Annotated in this window: 17 protein-coding genes and 5 tRNA genes; all 22 read left to right on the forward strand. The window is 32.3% G+C overall.

Annotation, left to right across the window (positions count from 1 at the left end):
- Nucleotides 1-77: 77 nt before the first annotated feature.
- The 22 genes from hemB (at nucleotide 78) to O6B72_RS02400 (ending at nucleotide 20,924) form a co-directional block, all read left to right on the forward strand.
- A complete protein-coding gene (gene hemB, locus O6B72_RS02295; protein ID WP_269492086.1) occupies nucleotides 78-1,043 on the forward strand; it encodes a porphobilinogen synthase in 966 nt (321 codons plus the stop codon).
- An 8-nt stretch (nucleotides 1,044-1,051) separates the two neighbouring features.
- Complete coding sequence (gene argF, locus O6B72_RS02300; protein WP_269492087.1) at nucleotides 1,052-1,975, forward strand: ornithine carbamoyltransferase; 924 nt, start codon at nucleotides 1,052-1,054, stop codon at nucleotides 1,973-1,975.
- 9 nt (nucleotides 1,976-1,984) lie between these two features.
- A complete protein-coding gene (locus tag O6B72_RS02305) occupies nucleotides 1,985-2,449 on the forward strand; it encodes a DUF2603 domain-containing protein (RefSeq protein WP_269492088.1) in 465 nt (154 codons plus the stop codon).
- The gene (gene hemN, locus O6B72_RS02310) at nucleotides 2,424-3,797 is read left to right on the forward strand and encodes an oxygen-independent coproporphyrinogen III oxidase (RefSeq protein ID WP_269492089.1); all 1,374 of its coding nucleotides are present in this window, start codon (nucleotides 2,424-2,426) and stop codon (nucleotides 3,795-3,797) included. The genes O6B72_RS02305 and hemN overlap by 26 nt, the downstream gene beginning before the upstream one ends.
- On the forward strand, nucleotides 3,794-5,056 hold the full coding sequence (locus O6B72_RS02315; protein WP_269483727.1) for a (Fe-S)-binding protein: 1,263 nt from the start codon (nucleotides 3,794-3,796) through the stop codon (nucleotides 5,054-5,056). The genes hemN and O6B72_RS02315 overlap by 4 nt, the downstream gene beginning before the upstream one ends.
- Before the next feature lie 76 nt (nucleotides 5,057-5,132).
- On the forward strand, nucleotides 5,133-6,593 hold the full coding sequence (locus tag O6B72_RS02320) for an aldehyde dehydrogenase family protein (protein ID WP_018712754.1): 1,461 nt from the start codon (nucleotides 5,133-5,135) through the stop codon (nucleotides 6,591-6,593).
- Between the two features lie 138 nt (nucleotides 6,594-6,731).
- Nucleotides 6,732-6,807: transfer RNA gene (locus O6B72_RS02325), tRNA-Thr, on the forward strand.
- A gap of 37 nt (nucleotides 6,808-6,844) precedes the next feature.
- Nucleotides 6,845-6,929 (forward strand) — tRNA-Tyr (locus O6B72_RS02330).
- A gap of 6 nt (nucleotides 6,930-6,935) precedes the next feature.
- Nucleotides 6,936-7,012 (forward strand) — tRNA-Gly (locus O6B72_RS02335).
- Between the two features lie 125 nt (nucleotides 7,013-7,137).
- A tRNA-Thr gene (locus O6B72_RS02340) sits at nucleotides 7,138-7,212 on the forward strand.
- A gap of 72 nt (nucleotides 7,213-7,284) precedes the next feature.
- Entirely contained in the window at nucleotides 7,285-8,484 is a 1,200-nt protein-coding gene (gene tuf, locus O6B72_RS02345) for an elongation factor Tu (RefSeq protein WP_024962200.1), read from the forward strand.
- Nucleotides 8,485-8,544: 60 nt separating this feature from the next.
- Entirely contained in the window at nucleotides 8,545-8,703 is a 159-nt protein-coding gene (rpmG, locus tag O6B72_RS02350) for a 50S ribosomal protein L33 (RefSeq protein WP_016646688.1), read from the forward strand.
- 8 nt (nucleotides 8,704-8,711) lie between these two features.
- A tRNA-Trp gene (locus tag O6B72_RS02355) sits at nucleotides 8,712-8,787 on the forward strand.
- A gap of 15 nt (nucleotides 8,788-8,802) precedes the next feature.
- Nucleotides 8,803-8,982, forward strand: coding sequence for a preprotein translocase subunit SecE (secE, locus tag O6B72_RS02360; RefSeq protein WP_018712752.1), 180 nt, complete (start codon nucleotides 8,803-8,805; stop codon nucleotides 8,980-8,982).
- Between the two features lie 9 nt (nucleotides 8,983-8,991).
- Nucleotides 8,992-9,522 (forward strand): transcription termination/antitermination protein NusG, encoded by a 531-nt coding sequence (gene nusG, locus O6B72_RS02365; protein ID WP_016646689.1) that lies wholly within the window; start codon nucleotides 8,992-8,994, stop codon nucleotides 9,520-9,522.
- Nucleotides 9,523-9,540: 18 nt separating this feature from the next.
- Nucleotides 9,541-9,966, forward strand: coding sequence for a 50S ribosomal protein L11 (rplK, locus tag O6B72_RS02370; RefSeq protein WP_016646690.1), 426 nt, complete (start codon nucleotides 9,541-9,543; stop codon nucleotides 9,964-9,966).
- Between the two features lie 56 nt (nucleotides 9,967-10,022).
- Nucleotides 10,023-10,724 carry a 50S ribosomal protein L1 gene (gene rplA / locus O6B72_RS02375; protein WP_018712751.1) on the forward strand — a complete coding sequence of 234 codons (702 nt, stop codon included), beginning with the start codon at nucleotides 10,023-10,025 and terminating at the stop codon, nucleotides 10,722-10,724.
- Nucleotides 10,725-10,822: 98 nt separating this feature from the next.
- A complete protein-coding gene (gene rplJ, locus O6B72_RS02380) occupies nucleotides 10,823-11,302 on the forward strand; it encodes a 50S ribosomal protein L10 (RefSeq protein ID WP_024962198.1) in 480 nt (159 codons plus the stop codon).
- A gap of 25 nt (nucleotides 11,303-11,327) precedes the next feature.
- A complete protein-coding gene (gene rplL / locus O6B72_RS02385; RefSeq protein ID WP_018712749.1) occupies nucleotides 11,328-11,705 on the forward strand; it encodes a 50S ribosomal protein L7/L12 in 378 nt (125 codons plus the stop codon).
- A gap of 92 nt (nucleotides 11,706-11,797) precedes the next feature.
- Nucleotides 11,798-15,937 (forward strand): DNA-directed RNA polymerase subunit beta, encoded by a 4,140-nt coding sequence (gene rpoB / locus O6B72_RS02390; RefSeq protein ID WP_269492090.1) that lies wholly within the window; start codon nucleotides 11,798-11,800, stop codon nucleotides 15,935-15,937.
- Entirely contained in the window at nucleotides 15,930-20,438 is a 4,509-nt protein-coding gene (gene rpoC / locus O6B72_RS02395; RefSeq protein WP_101636955.1) for a DNA-directed RNA polymerase subunit beta', read from the forward strand. The genes rpoB and rpoC overlap by 8 nt, the downstream gene beginning before the upstream one ends.
- Before the next feature lie 87 nt (nucleotides 20,439-20,525).
- Complete coding sequence (locus O6B72_RS02400; protein WP_101636954.1) at nucleotides 20,526-20,924, forward strand: DoxX family protein; 399 nt, start codon at nucleotides 20,526-20,528, stop codon at nucleotides 20,922-20,924.
- The last annotated feature ends 13 nt before the right edge of the window (nucleotides 20,925-20,937 follow it).

Here is a 20,937-nt window from a genome sequence, read left to right on the forward strand (position 1 = left end):
TTTTAATAGATTATTTACTAGCTATATGATAAAATATAAACTTATTTTGATATTTGATAGATATAAAAGGATTATAGATGTTTAGAAGATTTAGAAGATTAAGAAGAAATGTAGCAATTAGAGATTTGGTAAGAGAAACACATTTGAGTGTTGATGATTTGATTTATCCACTTTTTGTTGTTCCAGGAAGTAGAGTAAAAAAAGAAACTCCTTCTATGCCAGGTGTTTTTCAGATGAGTATTGACGAGCTTTTAAAAGAATGTGAAGAAGTTGTAAATTTAGGTATAAAATCTATTTTATTGTTTGGAATTCCTGATGTAAAAGATAGTGTTGGAAGTGATGCATTAAGTGATGATGGAATTATTGCAAGAACTTTAAGAGCTATAAAAGAAAAGTTTCCAAATTTATATGTTGTAACTGATCTTTGCTTTTGTGAGTATACTGATCACGGACATTGTGGAATTTTATGTGGAGATACAGTAGATAATGATGCAACACTTGAAATTTCAGTTAAACAAGCTTTAATTCATGCTAAAAATGGCGCTGATATGATAGCTCCAAGTGGTATGATGGATGGAATAATAGAAAACCTGAGAAAAGGACTTGATGAGAATGGCTATGAGAGTTTACCTATTATGGCATATTCAACCAAATTTGCAAGTGCTTATTATGGACCATTTAGAGATGTAGCAGAAAGTAGCCCTAGTTTTGGAGATAGAAAAACTTATCAAATGGATCCAGCAAATCGACTTGAAGCTATAAACGAAAGCTTGGAAGATGAAAAAGAAGGAGCTGATATTTTGATGGTAAAACCAGCACTAGCATATTTAGATATCATAAGAGATTTGAAAAACAAAACATTACTTCCAGTTTGTGCCTACAATGTAAGTGGTGAATATGCCTTGTTAAAAGCTGGGGAAAAAGCAGGTGTAATTGATTATAAAAAAGTAATGCTTGAAACTATGATTTCTATAAAAAGAGCAGGAGCTGATTTAATTATAACCTATCACGCTAAAGAGCTAGCTAAAATTTTAAATAAATAGAAGATATTATGAAAGATTTTTTAACTCTAAATGACTTTAAAAAAGAACAAATCTTAGAAATTTTAGAAATTGTAAAAAATATAAAAAATGAAGTAAAAAAAGGTATTTTTACGCCTTATTTAAAAAACCAAACTCTAGCAATGGTTTTTGAAAAAAATTCAACTAGAACAAGGATAAGCTTTGAAGTTGGAATGTATCAACTTGGTGGACATGCACTTTTTTTAGATAGTAAAACGACTCAGTTAGGGCGTGGTGAGCCGATAAAAGATACAGCAAGAGTAATATCATCTATGTGTGATATGGCTATGCTTAGAGTCTACAGACATGCAGATTTAAAAGAATTTGCCAAATTTGCGGAAATTCCAGTTATCAATGGACTAAGTGATCTGTTTCATCCAGTTCAATTAATGGCTGATTATCTAACTATGATGGAACTTAATGTTGGTAAAAACATAGTTTATATTGGCGATAGTAATAATATGTGCAACTCATGGCTAAATTTAGCAAGCATTATGGGTTTAAATTTAAACGTTGCAATTCCAAAAAATTATAAAATAAATGATGAAGTTTTGAAGATAGCAATGAACAATGCAAAAATAAGTGGTGCAAAAATAACAATAACAAATGATCCAAAAATTGCAATAAAAGATGTAGATGTTGTAGCTACTGACACTTGGTTTTCAATGGGTGATGAGGTTAGCAAGGATCAAAAAGTAAAAGATTTTGAAGGTTTTTTAATAGATGAAGATTTAATGAATTTAGCTAAAAAAAATGCAATTTTACTTCATTGCCTGCCAGCCTATAGGGGATATGAAATAAGTGACAAGGTCTTTGAAAAGCATAGTAAAGAGATTTTTTTGGAAGCTGAGAATAGACTTCACGCACAAAAAGGTATTATGGTTTGGCTTAATAATGTGTGTAAAAACTCATAAGAGGTGAAAATGGATAAAGAAATAGAAAAAATAGAGCAAGATTTTGGAAAAGATCAAACGATTTTTGAAATTTTAAATACCGAAAATAGCGATAAGAAGACTATTATGCTAAAGAAAGGCTCATGGAAAAATAGATATCCATGGTTTGGTATAGATGCTGATAAAAATATTTATTCAGTTTTATCGCTCAAAAGCCTAACATCACTTATAAATAGCTATAAAAATGCTGCAAGGGAAAATTTTGATTTAAAACTTGAAAAAAGTATAGCAAGGACTTTGCCGATTGATTTTGGAGACGTTTGGAGTGTTTGTATGGAAGAAATTAAAAAACTTGCTTTATTAGATCCTGAACTTCAGGTTTCAAATTTAGATCTTGATAAAATAGTTGATAATGTAAAGATTAAATATCCAAATTTATTTGTTGATATTGATAATATGATAAGGGGAAATGTTGAAAACTTTAAACACAATTGATTTTGATGCATATGCAAAATATTCAAAACCAGGACCAAGATACACAAGCTATCCAACTGCTTTGGAATTTAGTGAAAAATTTACCTATGATGAATATTTAAACGAGTTAAAAAAACAAGATAAAAATAGACCACTTTCTTTATACTTTCATCTTCCATTCTGTCGTTCTGCCTGTTATTTTTGTGGATGTAATGTAATTTATACAAGCAAGCAAGATAAAATGACAAGATATCTTGATTATGTTGAAAAAGAGCTTTTAATTTTAAGTAAAATCGTAGATACTTCAAGAGTTGTATCTCAAATGCATTTTGGTGGTGGAACACCTACATTTTATGATGCACAAAGTCTTGATAGATTAATAACATCTATAAAAAAATATTTTAAAAATTTTAGCGATGATGCAGAGATTAGTTGCGAGATTGATCCTAGATTTTTAACGGACGAACAAAGTGATGTTTTGATAAAACATGGGTTTAATAGGATAAGTTTCGGAGTTCAGGATTTTAATGAAAAAGTTCAAAAAGAAATTCACAGAATCCAGTCTTTTGAGCTTACTAAAAATGCCATTGATATGGTTAGAAAAAAAGGAATAAATTCAGTTAATATAGATCTAATTTATGGACTGCCTTATCAAAATTTAGAAACCTTTAAAGAAACTCTAAGATTGTCACTTGAGTTAAATCCTGATAGATATGCAATTTTTAATTATGCACATGTTCCATGGATTAAAAAATCTATGAGAAAATTTGATGAAACAACTCTTCCTCATCCTAGTGTTAAGCTTGAAATTTTAAAATTTACACACGATTATTTGACATCAAATGGCTATAAAATGATTGGCATGGATCACTATGCAAAGCCAGAAGATGAGCTTTTTAAAGCCTTAGAAGATGGGAGTTTGCATAGAAATTTTCAAGGATATACAACCAAAGGTGGTGCGGATTTAATAGGAATAGGACTTACAAGCATTGGCGAGGGTATTAGACATTATGGACAAAACTATAAAGATTTAAAAGAGTACGAAGAGGCAATTGATAATGGAAAATTACCATATTGTAAAGGAATTTTACTAAATGAAGAAGATATTTTAAGGAAAGAAGTTATAATGAGTTTAATGAGTAATTTCTATCTTAACATCAAAAAAATTGAAACTAAATTTAGTATAAAATTTAAAGAGCACTTTAAAGAAAGTTTAGAAGATTTAAAAGAATTAAGCGAATTTGTTGAAGTCAGCGATGACGCTATAAAAGTAAATCCAACAGGTACTTTACTCATAAGAAATATTGCAATGTGCTTTGATGAATATATGAAAAATATAGCAAACAAGAGGTTTTCAAAAACAGTATGATAAAAGAAATTTCAAATGAATGTATAAAATGTGGTAAATGTATACAAGTTTGTACGATTTATAATATAAATCGCGATGAAACAACATCTCCAAGAGGGTTTTTGGATCTTTTAGGGGCATATAAGGATGGGAATTTAGTTCTTGATAAAAATTTAAAAACTATATTTGAGAGTTGTTTTCTATGTACAAATTGTGTTGACGCATGTCCAAAAAGCATAAAAACAGATGCTGCGATTGAAAGCGTGAGAGTTGATATCGCCAAAAAGTATGGCATTGCATGGTATAAAAAGATGGCTTTTTGGTTCTTAAGTCATAGAAAAGTTTTAGATATTTGTGCAAGAATGGGATATGTTTTTCAAAGCTGTGGCTTTAAAATAAAAAAAGAAAATTTTTCAAATTCTATGAAACCACGTTTTAAAATGCCTCTTGTAAAAAAAGAAAGATTGCTTCCAACTGCTTCTAAAAAAAGTTTTCTAAACTCACATGAAGAGTTTATAGATAATGGCGGAGAAAAAACAATTGGACTTTTTATCGGCTGTATGGGAAATTATGCTTATACAAATATTGGAGAAAGTATTTTAAAAATTTGCGAAAGTCTAAAAATAAATTTAGATTTAATGAAAAAACAAGTTTGTTGTGGTGCAGCTATGTATTTTACTGGAGATAATAAAACTACAAAAAAACTCGCTAAGAAAAACATAGTTTATTTTGAGGAAATGCTTAAAAAAGTTGATGCCATTATAATACCTGAAGCTACCTGTTCTGGTATGATAAAGGTTGATTACGCTCATTTGTTTTATGATGAGCCAAGCTGGCAAGAAAGAGCTATAAAATTACAAGATAAGATATTTTTGGCGAGTGAGTATTTTTATAAACACACAGATTTAAAAGAAATTTTAGCAAAAAAAGAAAAACTAAATTTAAAAATCACCTATCACGATCCATGCCATGCTAAAAAAATGCAAGGCGTTTTTAAAGAGCCGCGTGAACTTTTATCTAATAATTTTACTCTTTTAGAGATGGAAAATCCTGATATGTGTTGTGGATTTGGTGGTGTTACAATGCAAACAAATAATTATGACTTAAGCAAAACTACAGGCCTTAAAAAAGCCCCGATGATACAAAAAACAAAGGCAGATTTTGTAAGTGCTGAGTGTAGTGCCTGTAGAATGCAACTAAACAACTCTTTAAATTTAATATCATCAGATATAAGGTGTGTTAATCCAGTTGAATTAATTGCAAAAGCTCTTACTTTTTAATAAATATTATCAAAAAGTAAGTAAAGTGTTTAATTAAGTACCTTATAATTTCTCCATATTATTTAAAGGAGAAATTATGGTAAATTTACAAGAAAAATATAATTTATTTATCGGTGGTGAGTTTGTAAAATCAAGTGCCAATGAAACACTTGAGGTTTTCAATCCAGCAAATGGTAAAAAACTTGCAGACATTACCGATGCTACAAAAGAAGATGTTGATTTAGCTGTAAAAGCAGCGAGAAAAGCTTTTGAAAAGTTTAGACGATCAACTGTTAATCAGCGTTCAGAAATATTAAACAAAATCGCAGACATTATAGATGAAAATAAAGAATTTTTAGCAAAAGTTGAATCTATGGATAACGGAAAGCCAATTAGAGAAACTTTAAATGTTGATATTCCTTATGCTGCTGATCATTTTAGATATTTTGCTGGTGTTATTTTAGCACAAGAAGGTAGTGCAAATGTTCTAAACGAACAAATTTTAAGTATGGTTTTAAGAGAGCCAATTGGTGTTGTAGGACAAATTGTTCCTTGGAATTTTCCATTTTTAATGGCCGCATGGAAATTAGCGCCAGTTATCGCAGCCGGTGATACAACTGTTTTTAAACCATCAAGTGAAACAAGCTTAAGTGTTTTAGAGCTTATGAGACTTATTAAAGATGTTTTACCAAAAGGTATTGTAAATGTGATTACTGGAAAAGGTAGTAAATCAGGTGAGTGGTTAAAAAATCATCCAGATCTTGACAAATTGGCTTTTACAGGCTCAACTGAAGTTGGTAGAGATATTGGAATAGCTGCTGCAGAAAGAATAATCCCTTCAACTCTTGAATTAGGTGGAAAAAGTGCAAACATAATATATGCTGATGCGTGTATGCAGAAGGCTCTTGATGGCGTTCAAATGGGTATTTTGTTTAATCAAGGTCAAGTTTGTTGTGCCGGAAGTAGAATTTTTGTTGAAGAAAGTATTTATGATGAGTTTATTGAAAAAGCAGTAGAGAAATTTAAAAATATAAAAGTGGGTGACCCGCTTGATCCAAATACTCAAATGGGTGCACAAATTAATAAAAAACAAGCCGATAAAATTTTAAGTTATATAGATATTGCTTTAAGTGAAGGGGCAAAAATTGCAGTTGGTGGTAAAAGATCAGCTGCTGGAGATGCTTTTGTAGAGCCAACTTTGATAGTAAATGCTAAAAATGATATGAGAGTTGCGCAAGAAGAAATTTTTGGACCAGTAGGCGTTGTTATTAAGTTTAAAAACGAAGATGAACTTATAAAAATGGTAAATGACAGCGAGTATGGCTTGGGCGGTGGAATATTTACAAACAATATTACAAAAGCTCTAAATACTGCAAGGGCCATGGAAACTGGAAGGGTTTGGATAAATTGTTATAATCAAATTCCAGCAGGTGCACCATTTGGTGGATATAAAAACTCAGGAATTGGTAGAGAAACACATAAAATGATTCTTGAGCATTACACTCAAGCAAAAAATATAATGGTAGATTTAACAGGAAAAACATCCGGTCTCTATTAATAAGCTAATAAAATAACCCCTTTTTATAAATAAAGGGGTTATAAATTAATTTTTTCAGTTATATTTTTATAAATTCCTTGACATAGAAAAAAAAATAAGATACAATACACCTTTACAATTTAAAAAATTGTATTTGGTGCTGGTGTAGCTCAGTTGGTAGAGCTACTGCCTTGTAAGCAGTAGGTCGGCGGTTCAAGTCCGTTCACCAGCTCCATTTTTTAAAAAACAGTGTTTGACCAGATATGTAAAGGGGTGAGATACTCAAGTGGCCAACGAGGGCAGACTGTAAATCTGCTGGCTTCGCCTTCCGTGGTTCGAATCCACGTCTCACCACCATTGTTTGCGGGAGTAGCTCAGTTGGCTAGAGCATCAGCCTTCCAAGCTGAGGGTCGCGAGTTCGAGCCTCGTTTCCCGCTCCAAAATTTAGGATTTTAAAACTGGGAGCTGTATGTATTATTTTTTATTACAGTTGCTAGCTTTAAGTTTCCAAATAGTTGTTTGTGTATGTTAAATTTGTTTAATTCTACTTTTGCCATGAGTTTATGCTCATATGGCTCAGAGGTAGAGCACTTCCTTGGTAAGGAAGAGGTCGTGGGTTCAAGTCCCACTATGAGCTCCATCAAAATTATAGAATAGCAAACAAACACAAATTTTTAAAAAGTATAAAAAACATTAATTAATGGAGGAAAAAATGGCTAAAGAAAAATTTACGCGTAACAAGCCACACGTTAATATCGGTACTATCGGTCACGTTGACCATGGTAAAACTACTTTAACTGCTGCTATTTCTGCAGTTCTTTCAAGAAAAGGTCTAGCTGAGCTAAAAGACTATGATAACATAGACAATGCTCCTGAAGAAAAAGATCGTGGTATTACAATTGCAACTTCACACATAGAGTATGAAACTGCAAATAGACACTATGCTCACGTTGACTGTCCTGGACACGCTGACTATGTTAAAAACATGATTACTGGTGCTGCACAAATGGATGGTGCTATATTAGTTGTTAACGCAGCTGATGGTCCTATGCCACAAACTAGAGAGCATATCTTACTTTCAAGACAAGTTGGTGTTCCTTACATAGTAGTTTTCTTAAATAAAGCTGATATGGTTGATGATGCTGAGCTTATTGAACTAGTTGAAATGGAAGTTAGAGAGCTATTAAATGAGTATGGCTTCCCTGGCGATGATACACCTATCATTGTAGGTTCAGCTTTAAAAGCTCTAGAAGAGGCAAAAGCTGGTACTGAGGGTGAGTGGTCAGCTAAAATAATGGAACTTATGGATGCAGTTGATAGCTATATTCCAACTCCACAAAGAGACACTGATAAACCATTCCTAATGCCTATTGAAGATGTATTCTCAATTTCAGGTCGTGGAACAGTTGTTACAGGTAGAGTTGAAAAAGGTGTTGTAAAAGTAGGTGATACTATTGAGATTGTAGGTATTAAACCAACTCAAACAACAACTGTAACAGGCGTTGAAATGTTTAGAAAAGAGATGGAACAAGGTGAGGCTGGTGATAATGTAGGAATACTTCTTAGAGGAACAGGTAAAGATGATGTTGAAAGAGGTATGGTTTTATGTAAACCAGGCTCAATTACTCCTCATAGTAAATTTGAAGCTGAGGTTTATATTCTAACTAAAGAAGAAGGTGGAAGACATACACCATTCTTTAATAACTATAGACCACAATTCTATGTTAGAACAACAGACGTTACAGGTTCAATTACTCTTGGTGAAGGCAAAGAAATGGTTATGCCAGGCGATAACGTTAAAATAACAGTTGAGCTTATTCACCCAGTTGCACTAGAGCAAGGAACAAGATTTGCTATCCGTGAGGGTGGTAGAACTGTTGGTTCTGGTGTTGTTGCAAAAATTATAGAGTAATTTTTTTACAAAAAAGAGTGAGCTTGTCTCACTCTTATTTTTTATTTAAGGAAGTCCCATATGAGAATAAAAGTTGGTTTAAAATGCAGTGAGAGTGGAGATATAAACTACACTACATATAAAAATAGTAAAACTACTACTGAGAAACTGGAGCTTAAAAAGTATTGTCCAAGACTTAAAAAACACACAGTTCATAAAGAGGTTAAACTAAAAAGTTAAGATTAGTTAGGGCAATAGCTCCAACGGTAGAGCGTCGGATTCCAAATCCGCAGGTTGGGGGTTCGAATCCCTCTTGCCCTGCCACCAAAAGGTTTAATGATGGAAAAAATTAAAAGTTATATATATCAATCAAAAATAGAACTAGATAAGGTAATATTTCCAACAAAAGAGCAAATTAGGAATGCTTTTGTGATGGTTATTATCGTAGTTTTTGCTGTATCTGTATTTTTGGCTTTGGTTGATTTAATTATGTCTTTTACCATTTCTAAGATAGTGTGAGGTGTGATGATGGCACACAGATGGTATGCTATACAGACTTATGCTGGTTCTGAAATGAGTGTAAAGAATGCAATTGAGACTTTAGTAGAAAATCAAGGATTGCAAGATAAAGTGGAGCAAGTTGTTGTTCCAACTGAAGATTTAATAGATATTAAAAATGGCAAGCAAACAATAAAGGAGAAAAGCCTTTATCCTGGTTATTGTTTTGCTAAACTTGATTTAGATACTGCACTTTGGCATAAAATTCAAAGCTTGCCAAAAGTTAGTCGTTTTATTGGCGAAAGTAAAAAACCTTCAGCCTTAAGTGATAAAGATGTTGAAATGATTTTGGATAAAGTTAATAAAAGAGCTGCACCAAAACCAAAAATTTCTTTTGATGAGGGTGAAAGCGTGAGAATAAAAGAAGGTCCTTTTGCAAATTTTATTGGAACTGTAGAAGAGTATGATATGATACATGGAACTTTAAAGCTAAATGTTTCTATATTTGGTAGAAGTACCCCAGTTGAAATATTATATTCACAAGTTGAGAAAATTGTTTAAGATTAAGGAGATAGTCTAATGGCTAAGAAAGTAACAGGTCAGATTAAACTACAAATTGCTGCTGCAAAGGCAAATCCAAGTCCTCCGGTAGGTCCAGCACTTGGTCAGCAAGGTGTAAATATTATGGAGTTTTGTAAAGCTTTTAATGAAAAAACAAAAGATATGGCAGGTTTTAACATTCCTGTTATAATAACTGTTTATGCTGATAAAAGTTTTACATTTGTGACAAAACAACCGCCAGCAACAGATTTAATAAAAAAAGCTGCTGGAATTAGCAAAGGCTCAGATAATCCTCTAAAAAATAAAGTTGCTACTTTAACAAAAGCACAAGTTTTAGAGATAGTTGAGAAAAAAATTGCTGATTTAAATACAACAGACAAAGAGCAAGCTGCTAGAATTATAGCTGGTTCTGCAAAATCTATGGGTATAACCGTAGTTGATTAAAATCCTTTTACCACCAAGGATAAAAAGGTGGAAGCAAAATTAATGCGGAGAAATTTATGAGAAAAAATTCAAAAAGATTTACGGAATTATTAAAAAAAGTTGATTCTGAAAAAAATTACTCGCTTGAAGAAGCGGTATCTACTGTAAAAACACTTTCATCTGCTAAATTTGATGAAACAGTTGAAATAGCATTAAAGCTAAATGTTGATCCAAAATATGCAGACCAAATGGTAAGAGGTTCAGTTGTTCTTCCATCAGGCACAGGTAAAGTGGTAAGAGTAGCAGTTATTGCAAAAGATATTAAAGCTGATGAAGCTAAAAATGCAGGTGCCGATATAGTTGGTGATGATGATTTGGTTGAAGAAATTCAAAAAGGTAACATCAATTTTGATGTTTTAATAGCTACACCAAATCTAATGGGTTTAGTTGGTAAAGTTGGTAGAATTTTAGGACCTAAAGGTCTTATGCCAAACCCAAAAACAGGCACTGTTACAATGGATGTAGCACAGGCTGTTAAAAATGCAAAAGGTGGACAAGTTAACTTTAGAGTTGATAAGCAAGGTAACATTCATGCAGGCATTGGCAAAGTAAGCTTTTCAAAAGAAGAGATTATGGCAAATTTAACTACTTTTATTAAAGAGATAAATAAACATAAGCCTGCCACTGCAAAGGGTAGATATGTTAAAAATGCAGCTTTATCACTTACAATGAGTCCATCAGTTAATCTTGATTCACAAGAAATAATTGATTTAAAATAAGATAAATAATATATTTTAGATTAGAGATAGCCAGAGGCCTTTGGGCTTAATTGAAGTAATTCTCTCTGCTTGAAATCACTGATCGGAAAGGAGAAAAGTTGACTAGAGAAGATAAGGTAGCTCTTGTTTCAAAGCTAACTGAAAGCTTTAAAGAAGCTGACGGTGTTATTGTAGCTGATTATAGAGGAATTGGTGTTTCTTCACTTGAAGAGTTAAGAAAAGCAGCCAAAGAATCTGATGTAAAAGTTCAAGTTATAAAAAACACATTAGCTGGAATTGCTTTAAATAGTGTAGAAAAAACAGGATTAGAGTTAAAAGATACCAATATTTTTCTTTGGGGCGATCAGCTAAATGTTTCAAAAGTAGCTTTCAAATATGCAGAAAAAAATAAAAATTTTATTATAAAATCTGCTCATATTGATGGCGAAGTTTGTGATGTTAGTAAAGTTGAAGCACTTTCCAAACTACCAGGTCGCGAAGAGCTTATTGCAATGCTTTTGCAAGTTTGGAATGCACCGATTCAAAATTTTACAATCGGCTTAAATGCGCTTAAAGAAAAAAAAGAACAATCAGCATAAATAATAAAAATTTAGGAGATAATAAATGGCAATTACAAAAGAAGATGTATTAGAATATATTTCTAATTTAACAGTTTTAGAGTTAAGTGAATTAGTTAAAGAATTTGAAGAGAAATTCGGTGTTAGTGCAGCACCAGTAATGGTTGCAGGTGCAGCAGGTGGTGCAGCAGGTGGTGATAGTGCAGATGAAAAAACAGAATTTGATGTTGTATTACTTGATGCAGGTGATAAAAAAATCAATGTTATTAAAGTTGTAAGAGCTCTAACAGGATTAGGACTTAAAGAAGCAAAAGATGCTACTGAAAAAACACCTTCAACTCTTAAAGAAGGAATCAGTAAAGAAGATGCTGAAGCAGCTAAAAAACAACTTGAAGAAGCTGGAGCTAAAGTCGAGCTTAAATAAAACAAAAATGAAGGGAGTAATTTTCCCTTCAAAACATTTCGTGCTAACTTTAGCACCAATTTTTCTTTCAAATTTTGCCATGAGGTGGTCAAATGCTAAATAGCCTATATTCTGGAAATCGTCTTAGGGTTGATTTTTCAAAAGCCAAAAAAGAGATTGATATTCCAAATTTATTACAATTACAAAAAAAGAGTTTTGATAGTTTTTTATATAAAAAAGACAGTGTTGAAAGCGGTATGGAAAGAGCCATAAAATCAATTTTTCCTATACACGATCCACAAAACAGACTTAGTTTAGAATATGTTGATTATGAAATTTTAAAACCAAAGTATTCAATTAGAGAATGCGTAGAAAGAGGATTAACCTACTCCGTAAGCTCAAAAATGAAAATTAGACTTGTTATTTATGATAAAGATGAAAAAACTGGAGAAAAAACAGGAATTAAAGAAATAAAAGAACAAGAGATATTTTTAAGAGATATTCCTTTAATGACTGATAGAGTTTCTTTTATCATAAATGGAGTTGAAAGAGTTGTTGTAAATCAACTTCATAGAAGTCCTGGTGTTATTTTTAAAGAAGAAGAGAGTCCAACAGTATCAAACAAAAGAATTTATACAGCACAAATAATACCAGATAGAGGTAGTTGGCTTTATTTTGAATATGATGCAAAAGATATTTTATATGTCCGTATAAATAATAAAAGAAAAATGCCTATAACTATTTTATTTAGGGCACTTGGATATGGAAAACAAGATATTATAAAACTTTTTTATCCTATAAAAACACTTCGTGTTGAAAAAGGTAAATTTTTAACAAAATTTGATCCAAAAGACTATACAACAAGGTTAGAATATGATATAAAAGATCCAAAAGGAAACATTGTTCATCAGTCTGGAAAAAGACTTACTCCAAGTAAGGCTAAAAAACTTATTGATGATGGTTTGGAATATGTAGAATATCCAATTGATGTATTGCTTGAAAGATATCTTTTTGATCCTATTATAAATAATGAAAGTGGAGAAATTTTATACGATACTTTATCATTGCTTGATGAAACAAAGATAGAAAAAATTTTAAAATCACAGAAAGAAATTACCATAATAAATGACCTTGCTGATGGTGTTGATAATAGTGTTATTAACTCATTTCTGCAAGATGGCGACACCCTAAAAACACTTCAACAACTTGAAAAAATAGATAATGAAAATGATCTTGCAGCAATTAGAATTTACAAAGTTATGCGTCCTGGTGAGCCTGTTGTAAAAGAGGCAGCAAGAGAGTTTATAAATGATCTTTTCTTTAATCCAGAAAGATACGATTTAACAAAAGTTGGTCGTATGAAAATGAATCACAAGCTTGGTATTGAAGTCCCTGAGTATGTAACTGTAATGACAAGTGAAGATATTATAAAAACCGCAAAATATCTAATTGGTGTTAAAAATGGAAAAGGCTTTATAGATGATAGAGATCATTTAGGAAATAGAAGAATTAGATCTATTGGAGAGCTTTTGGCAAATGAAACTCATCTAGGTCTTGTAAAGATGCAAAAAACTATAAGAGACAAATTTACAACACTTAGTAATAATGTAGATGAGTTAATGCCACATGATTTAATAAATGCAAGAATTATAACAACTACATTGATGGAATTTTTCACAGTTGGGCAGCTTAGCCAATTTATGGATCAAACAAACCCATTAAGTGAAATAACCCATAAAAGAAGACTTTCAGCTCTTGGACAGGGTGGTCTTGTAAAAGAAAGAGCAGGATTTGAGGTAAGAGATGTTCATCCAACTCATTATGGTAGGATTTGCCCTATTGAGACACCAGAAGGACAAAACATCGGTCTTATAAATACACTTGCTACTTATGCAAAAGTGAATGACTTAGGTTTTGTTGAGGCACCTTATAGAAAAGTGGTAAACTCAAAAGTAACTGACGATATAGTTTATTTAACAGCTACACAAGAAGAAGGAATTGTAATAGCGCCTGCCTCAGCTAAAGTTGATGAGGATGGAAATTTACTTGATGAGTTTTTAGAGGCTAGAAAAGATGGTGAAAATATATTAGCTAGAAAAGAAGAAGTAGGTTTGATTGACTTATGTTCTGGCATGATAGCTGGTGTTGCAGCTTCACTTATTCCATTTTTGGAGCACGATGATGCAAACAGAGCTTTGATGGGTTCAAACATGCAACGACAAGCAGTTCCGCTTCTAAAGCCAATTGCTCCAATTGTTGGAACAGGTATGGAAGCTACCATTGCAAGAGATTCTTGGACAGCTGTAAAAGCAAAAAGAGCTGGAATTGTAGAAAAAGTAGATAGTAAAAACATATTTATTTTAGGTGAAGATGAAAGTGGTCCTTTTATAGATCATTACTCAATGGAAAAAAACTTAAGAACAAATCAAAACACAATGTTTTCTCAGCATCCAATTATTAATAAAGGCGACGAAATAAAAGCTGGTCAAATCATAGCAGATGGTGCAAGTATGCATGATGGCGAACTTGCTCTTGGTAAAAATGCTCTTGTTGCATTTATGCCTTGGCATGGATACAACTACGAAGATGCCGTTGTTATGAGTGAAAAGATGATTAGAAATGATGAATATACAAGTATTCATGTTTATGAAAAAAGTATTGAAGCAAGAGAATTAAAAGATGGTGTTGAAGAGATAACTAGAGACATTCCTAATGTAAAAGAAGAAGAGCTTATCCATCTTGATGAAAGTGGAATCGTAAAAATTGGTACTGAGGTAAGATCTGGAATGATTTTAGTTGGTAAAGTAACCCCAAAAGGTGAAGTTAAGCCAACTCCTGAAGAGAGACTTTTAAGAGCAATTTTTGGAGAAAAAGCGGGTCATGTTGTAAATAAATCATTATATGCAAATTCCTCAACTGAAGGTGTTGTTATAGATGTTAAGATATTTACAAAAAAAGGATATGAAAAAGACTCAAGAGCTATAAAAGCGTATGAGGCTGAAAAAACAACCCTTGAAAAAGAACACCATGATAGACTTTTGATGTTAGATAGAGAAGAAACTTTAATGGTTTCATCTTTACTTGAAAAAAAGCCATTAAAAGAAGATGGAAAACTTGGTAAGTTGGAATTTAAAAAAGGTGATTTCGTTCCAAGAAGTGATCTTGAAGAAAGTAATAGATTTGCTTTAAATAGCTTTATAAAATCTTACGAAAAATCAATTCAAACCGAATATGATGATATAAAAAATCACTTCCAAAACGAGAAGAAAAAGCTAAAAGAAGATCATGATGAAAAGCTTGAAATTTTAGAAAAAGATGATATTTTACCAAGTGGTGTTGTAAAACTTGTAAAAGTTTATATCGCAACGAAGAGAAAGCTAAAAGTTGGTGATAAAATGGCTGGTCGTCATGGAAATAAAGGTATTGTTTCTAATATAGTTCCAGAAGTTGATATGCCATATCTTCCAAGCGGAAAAAGAGTTGATATAGTTTTAAACCCATTAGGTGTTCCAAGCCGTATGAATATTGGACAAATTATGGAGAGCCACTTAGGTTTAGTTGGTGTAAAACTTGGCGAACAAATTGAAAAAATGATGGAAGAAAAAACAGGTGAATGGATTAAAAATTTAAGAGCAAAAATGATTGATATCGCAAGTACTTCAAAACTTATGAATGCTAAAAAAACTTTAGAAAAATTAAGCGATGATGAACTTTTAAAATATGCAAGAGATTGGAGTCATGGTATTAAATTTGCTGCACCTATTTTTGAAGGTATTGTGCCTGAGGATTTTGAAAAGTTATTCAAAATGGCAAATATTGATCCGGATGGTAAAACAGAACTTTATGATGGAAGAACTGGTGAAAAATTTAAAGAAAGAGTAAATGTAGGTTGTATGTATTATCTAAAGCTTCATCACCTTGTTGATGAAAAAGTTCATGCAAGAAGCACAGGGCCATATTCTCTTGTTACACAACAACCTGTAGGTGGTAGAGCACTAAGTGGTGGTCAAAGATTTGGAGAAATGGAAGTTTGGGCATTAGAAGCTTATGGTGCGGCTTACACATTAAGAGAAATGCTAACAATTAAATCAGATGATATTGATGGTAGACTTGAAGCTTATAAAGCTTTAATTAGAGGTGAAAATGTTCCATCAGCAGGTGTTCCTGAAACATTTTTTGTTTTAACAAAAGAGCTTAAATCATTAGCACTTGATATAAATATATTTAAAAAAGAGGATGAGGATAATGAGTGATTTCGCAAAAATTGAGATAACTGAAAATAAAAGACCTCACGACTTTGATGCAGTTCAAATTCAGCTTGCAAGCCCTGAAGAGATAAGAGCTTGGAGTCATGGAGAAGTAAAAAAACCTGAAACAATAAATTATAGAACTCTAAAGCCTGAAAGAGATGGGCTTTTTTGTGCTAAAATTTTTGGACCAATAAGGGATTATGAGTGTCTATGTGGCAAATATAAAAAAATGAGATTTGAGGGGCATAGATGCGAAAAGTGTGGTGTTGAAGTAACAAGCTCTAAAGTTAGAAGAACTAGAATGGGACATATTGAGTTAGTTACTCCGGTTGCACATATTTGGTATGTAAACTCACTTCCAAGTAGAATTGGTACTCTTTTAGGTGTTAGAATGAAAGATCTTGAGAGAGTTTTATACTATGAAGCTTACATAGTAGATAATCCAGGTGATGCATATTACGATAATGAAAATACCAAAAAAGTTGAGAAATATGAAGTTTTAAATGAAGAACAATATCAACTTTTAAGTAGTAGATTTTATAATACAGGCTTTAGTGCTGCAATGGGTGGAGAAGTTATACATAAGCTTTTAAGTGAGCTTGATTTAGTTTCCATAGTTGCAGAACTTAAAGAGGCTATGGAGTCAACAAAATCAGAGGCTAGAAAAAAAGATATTATAAAAAGATTAAAAGTTGTAGAGAGCTTTTTATCTTCTAATAATAAACCAGAATGGATGATGATAACAGCTCTTCCAGTTTTACCAGCTGAGCTTAGACCTTTGGTTAGTCTAGATGGTGGTAAATTTGCAGTAAGCGATGTAAATGATCTATATAGAAGAGTAATAAATAGAAATACAAGGCTTAAAAGACTTTTAGAACTTGACGCTCCTGAAATAATTATAAGAAATGAAAAAAGAATGCTTCAAGAAGCAGTTGATGCTCTTTTTGATAACGGAAGACGCGCAAATGCTGTAAAAGGAGCAAACAAAAGACCTTTAAAATCTTTAAGTGAAATTATAAAAGGAAAACAAGGAAGATTTCGTCAAAATCTACTTGGAAAAAGGGTTGATTTTTCAGGTCGTTCAGTTATTGTTATTGGGCCAAATCTAAAAATGGATCAATGTGGTCTGCCAAAAACTATGGCACTAGAACTTTTCAAGCCACATTTAATTGCAAGACTTCAAGAAAAAGGATATGCTGCAACTGTAAAGCAAGCTAAAAAAATGCTTGATGACAAGGCAGTTGAGGTTTGGGAATGCTTAGAAGAGGTTGTTAAGAACTATCCTATCATGCTAAACCGTGCTCCAACACTTCACAAAATGTCAATTCAAGCCTTTCATCCAGTATTGGTTGATGGAAAAGCGATAAAGCTTCACCCACTTGTTTGTGCTGCTTTTAACGCTGACTTTGATGGAGATCAAATGGCTGTTCACGTGCCACTTTCTCAAGAAGCCATCGCAGAATGTAAAGTTTTAATGCTAAGCTCAATGAATATATTACTTCCTGCAAGTGGAAAAGCAGTTTGTGTTCCTTCACAAGATATGGTTTTAGGACTTTATTATCTATCTTTGGAAAAAGAAAATGCAAAAGGAACAAATAAAATTTATTCAAGCGTTGATGAGGTTATGATAGCTGTTGATAGTGGATATTTAGATGTTCATGCAAAAATAAAAACTATGATTGATTCAAATACAGTATTCACAACAGCAGGAAGACTTATTTTAAAATCAATTATTCCTGATTTTATAGATGAAAAAATGTGGAATAAAATTTTAAAGAAAAAAGATATTGCGAATTTAATTGATCAAGTTTATGAAAAGGGCGGGCTTGAAGTAACAGCAAAATTCTTAGATGATTTAAAAGATTTAGGATTTGACTGGGCTACAAAGGCTGCAGTAAGTATTTCTATGGCGGATATAATAACTCCAAAGTCAAAAGTAAAATATGTAGAAGAGGCCAAAAAAGAGGTTAAAGAAATACAAAGTCAGTATGGCGTAGGTCTTTTAACAGATAGTGAAAGATATAACAAAATCATCGATATATGGACAAACACAAATACTAAAGTCGCAAGAGAGATGATGAATTTAATTGAAAATGATCAAAGTGGATTCAACTCTATTTATATGATGGCAGATAGTGGAGCTAGAGGTAGTGCTGCACAAATTCGTCAACTTGCTGGTATGAGAGGACTTATGGCAAAACCTGATGGAAGTATTATTGAAACTCCAATTACTTCAAATTTCCGTGAGGGATTGAATGTGCTTGAGTATTTCATTTCAACTCACGGTGCTAGAAAAGGTCTTGCAGATACTGCGTTAAAAACTGCAAATGCTGGATATTTAACAAGAAAACTAATTGATGTTGGTCAAAATGTTAAAATTACAATGCATGATTGTGGAACCCATGAAGGTATTGAAATAGCGGAAATAACTGCAAATGGTGCTTTAATAGAGAGCTTGGAAGATAGAATTGTTGGAAGAGTTTTAAGTGATGATGTAATTGATCCAATCACAAATGAAATACTTTTTTCTCAAGGTACTTTAATAGATGCACAAATTGCAAAAGAGATAACAGAAGCCGGAATTAAAGCAGTAAGCATTAGAACACCAATTACTTGTAAAGCTAAAAAAGGTGTTTGTGCAAAATGTTATGGAATAAATTTGGGTGAAGGTAAAATGGTAAAACCAGGAGAGGCAGTTGGAATTATTGCAGCTCAATCAATTGGTGAGCCAGGAACTCAGCTAACACTTAGAACATTCCATGTTGGTGGAACAGCCTCAACAGAGCAACAAGATCACCAAATTCTAGCAAAAAGTGAGGGTTTTGTAAGGTATTACAATATAAAAACTTACGAAAACAAAGGAAAGCAAATAGTTGCAAATAGAAGAAATGCGGCTATTTTAATTGTTGAACCAAAGATAAAAGCTTCATTTGATGGAGTTTTAGAAGTTGAAACTTCATATGAAGATGTTATTTTAACAGTAAAATCAAAAGATAAAGAAGAAAAACATACTATTAGAAAACATAATATTGCAAAAGTAAATGAGTTAGCAGGAGTTAGCGGTAAGATAGAAGGCAAGTTTTATCTTCCATATAAAAATGGTGACAAAGTAACAGCTTCAGAAAGTATAGTTGAAATTATAAAAGAGGGTTGGCACGTTCCAGGCCGTATCCCATATGCAAGCGAAATTCATATAGATGATGGTGAACCTATTAGTCAAGTAACAAAAACTAGTTCAAGTGGAACACTTAAATTTTATATTCTTGATGGTGCTTCACTTACAAGAATTAGAGATATTAAAAAAGGTTACGAAGTAAAAGAAAAAGGTCTTTTTGTGGTAGTTGCTGATGATGACGATAGAGAGGCTGCAAGATATTATATCCCTAGGACTTCTATTGTTGAATTTGACGATAATAGCAAAGTAAAAAATGGTGATGTCATATTTAAACCTAAGAAAAATGAAAAAATTATAATAGCTCAGTGGGATCCATATTCAACTCCAATTATTGCAGAAGATAGTGGTGTTGTAAGTTTTGAGGGGATTGAGCCAGGATTTAGTGCAACTGAACAGTATGATGAGCTTACAGGACAGACTCGTTTAGTTGTAAATGAGTATTTGCCACAAGGCATAAAGCCAACTATTAGTGTAGTTACTGATAGCAAAACTCTGACTTATCAAATAGAACCAAAAACTGTTATTTATGTATCAAATGGGCAAAAAGTAGCTTTGGCTGATACTTTAGCAAAAACTCCAAAAGCCGTAGCAAAATCAAGCGATATTACTGGAGGTCTTCCAAGGGTTAGTGAGCTTTTTGAAGCTAGAAAACCAAAAAATGCAGCTGTTATAGCTGAAATTGACGGTGTTGTTAAATTTGGAAAGGCACTTCGTTCAAAAGAAAAGATTATTATTGAATCTCCTGATGGTCTTGAGGTTGAACACACAATTGATAAATCTCTTCAAATCCAAGTAAGAGAAGGTGAGTTTGTTCATGCTGGTGAAAAGTTAACTGATGGACTCATAAGCAGCCAAGATGTTCTTAGAATTTTAGGTGAAAAAGCACTCCATCAATATCTAATAAGCGAGATTCAACAAGTTTATAGAAGCCAAGGTGTTGCTATTAATGACAAACATATTGAGATTATTGTTTCTCAAATGTTAAGACAAGTTAGTATTTTAGATAGTGGAAATACAAGCTTTATTGTAGGAGATTTGGTAAGTAGGCGTAAATTTAGGGCTGAGAACCAAAGAGTTATGAAAATGGGCGGTGAGCCAGCTATTGCAGAGCCTATTTTACTTGGTGTTACAAGAGCGGCTATTGGAAGCGATAGTTTTATTTCAGCTGCATCTTTCCAAGAAACTACTAAAGTTTTAACCGAATCAAGTATTTCTGGTAAATTTGACTATCTAGAAGATTTGAAAGAAAATGTTATTTTAGGAAAGATGATTCCTGTTGGAACAGGACTTTATAAAAAAGATAAAGTTAAAATAAGATCTAATAAATAACTTTAAAATGCTAAATTTCAAAAGGTCGTCCCTTTTGAAATTTAGATAAATTTTGTATAATGACATAAATTTATTTAGGAGAAATTTATGTCTAAATATTTAAATTATCCAAATTTTGGATTATTAATTCTTAGAATATTTTTAGGAATTTGTGTTTTATATCATGGACTTTTTAAACTAAAATTTGGAATAGAGCCTGTTGCTTCACTTCTTATAAGTGCTAAAATACCTTCATTTTTATCTTATTTTGTATATCTTGGTGAAATTTTAGCACCAGTTATGATAATATTTGGAATTTATACCCGCTTTGCCTCTATTATGTTAATAGCAACATCTTGTACGATTTTGTATGTTGCATATATGGATAAGCTTTTCGCTGTTACAAATTTTGGCGGACTTGTACCTGAGATAGTTTATCTTTATTTAGGCGCATCTTTGTGCTTATTGTTTTGTGGTGGTGGTAAATTTAGCATAAAAAATGATTAAAGGATTTTAAAAT

The sequence above is a fragment of the Campylobacter ureolyticus genome, assembly GCF_027277485.1.
In the GTDB taxonomy this organism is placed as follows: Bacteria; Campylobacterota; Campylobacteria; order Campylobacterales; family Campylobacteraceae; genus Campylobacter_B; species Campylobacter_B ureolyticus_B.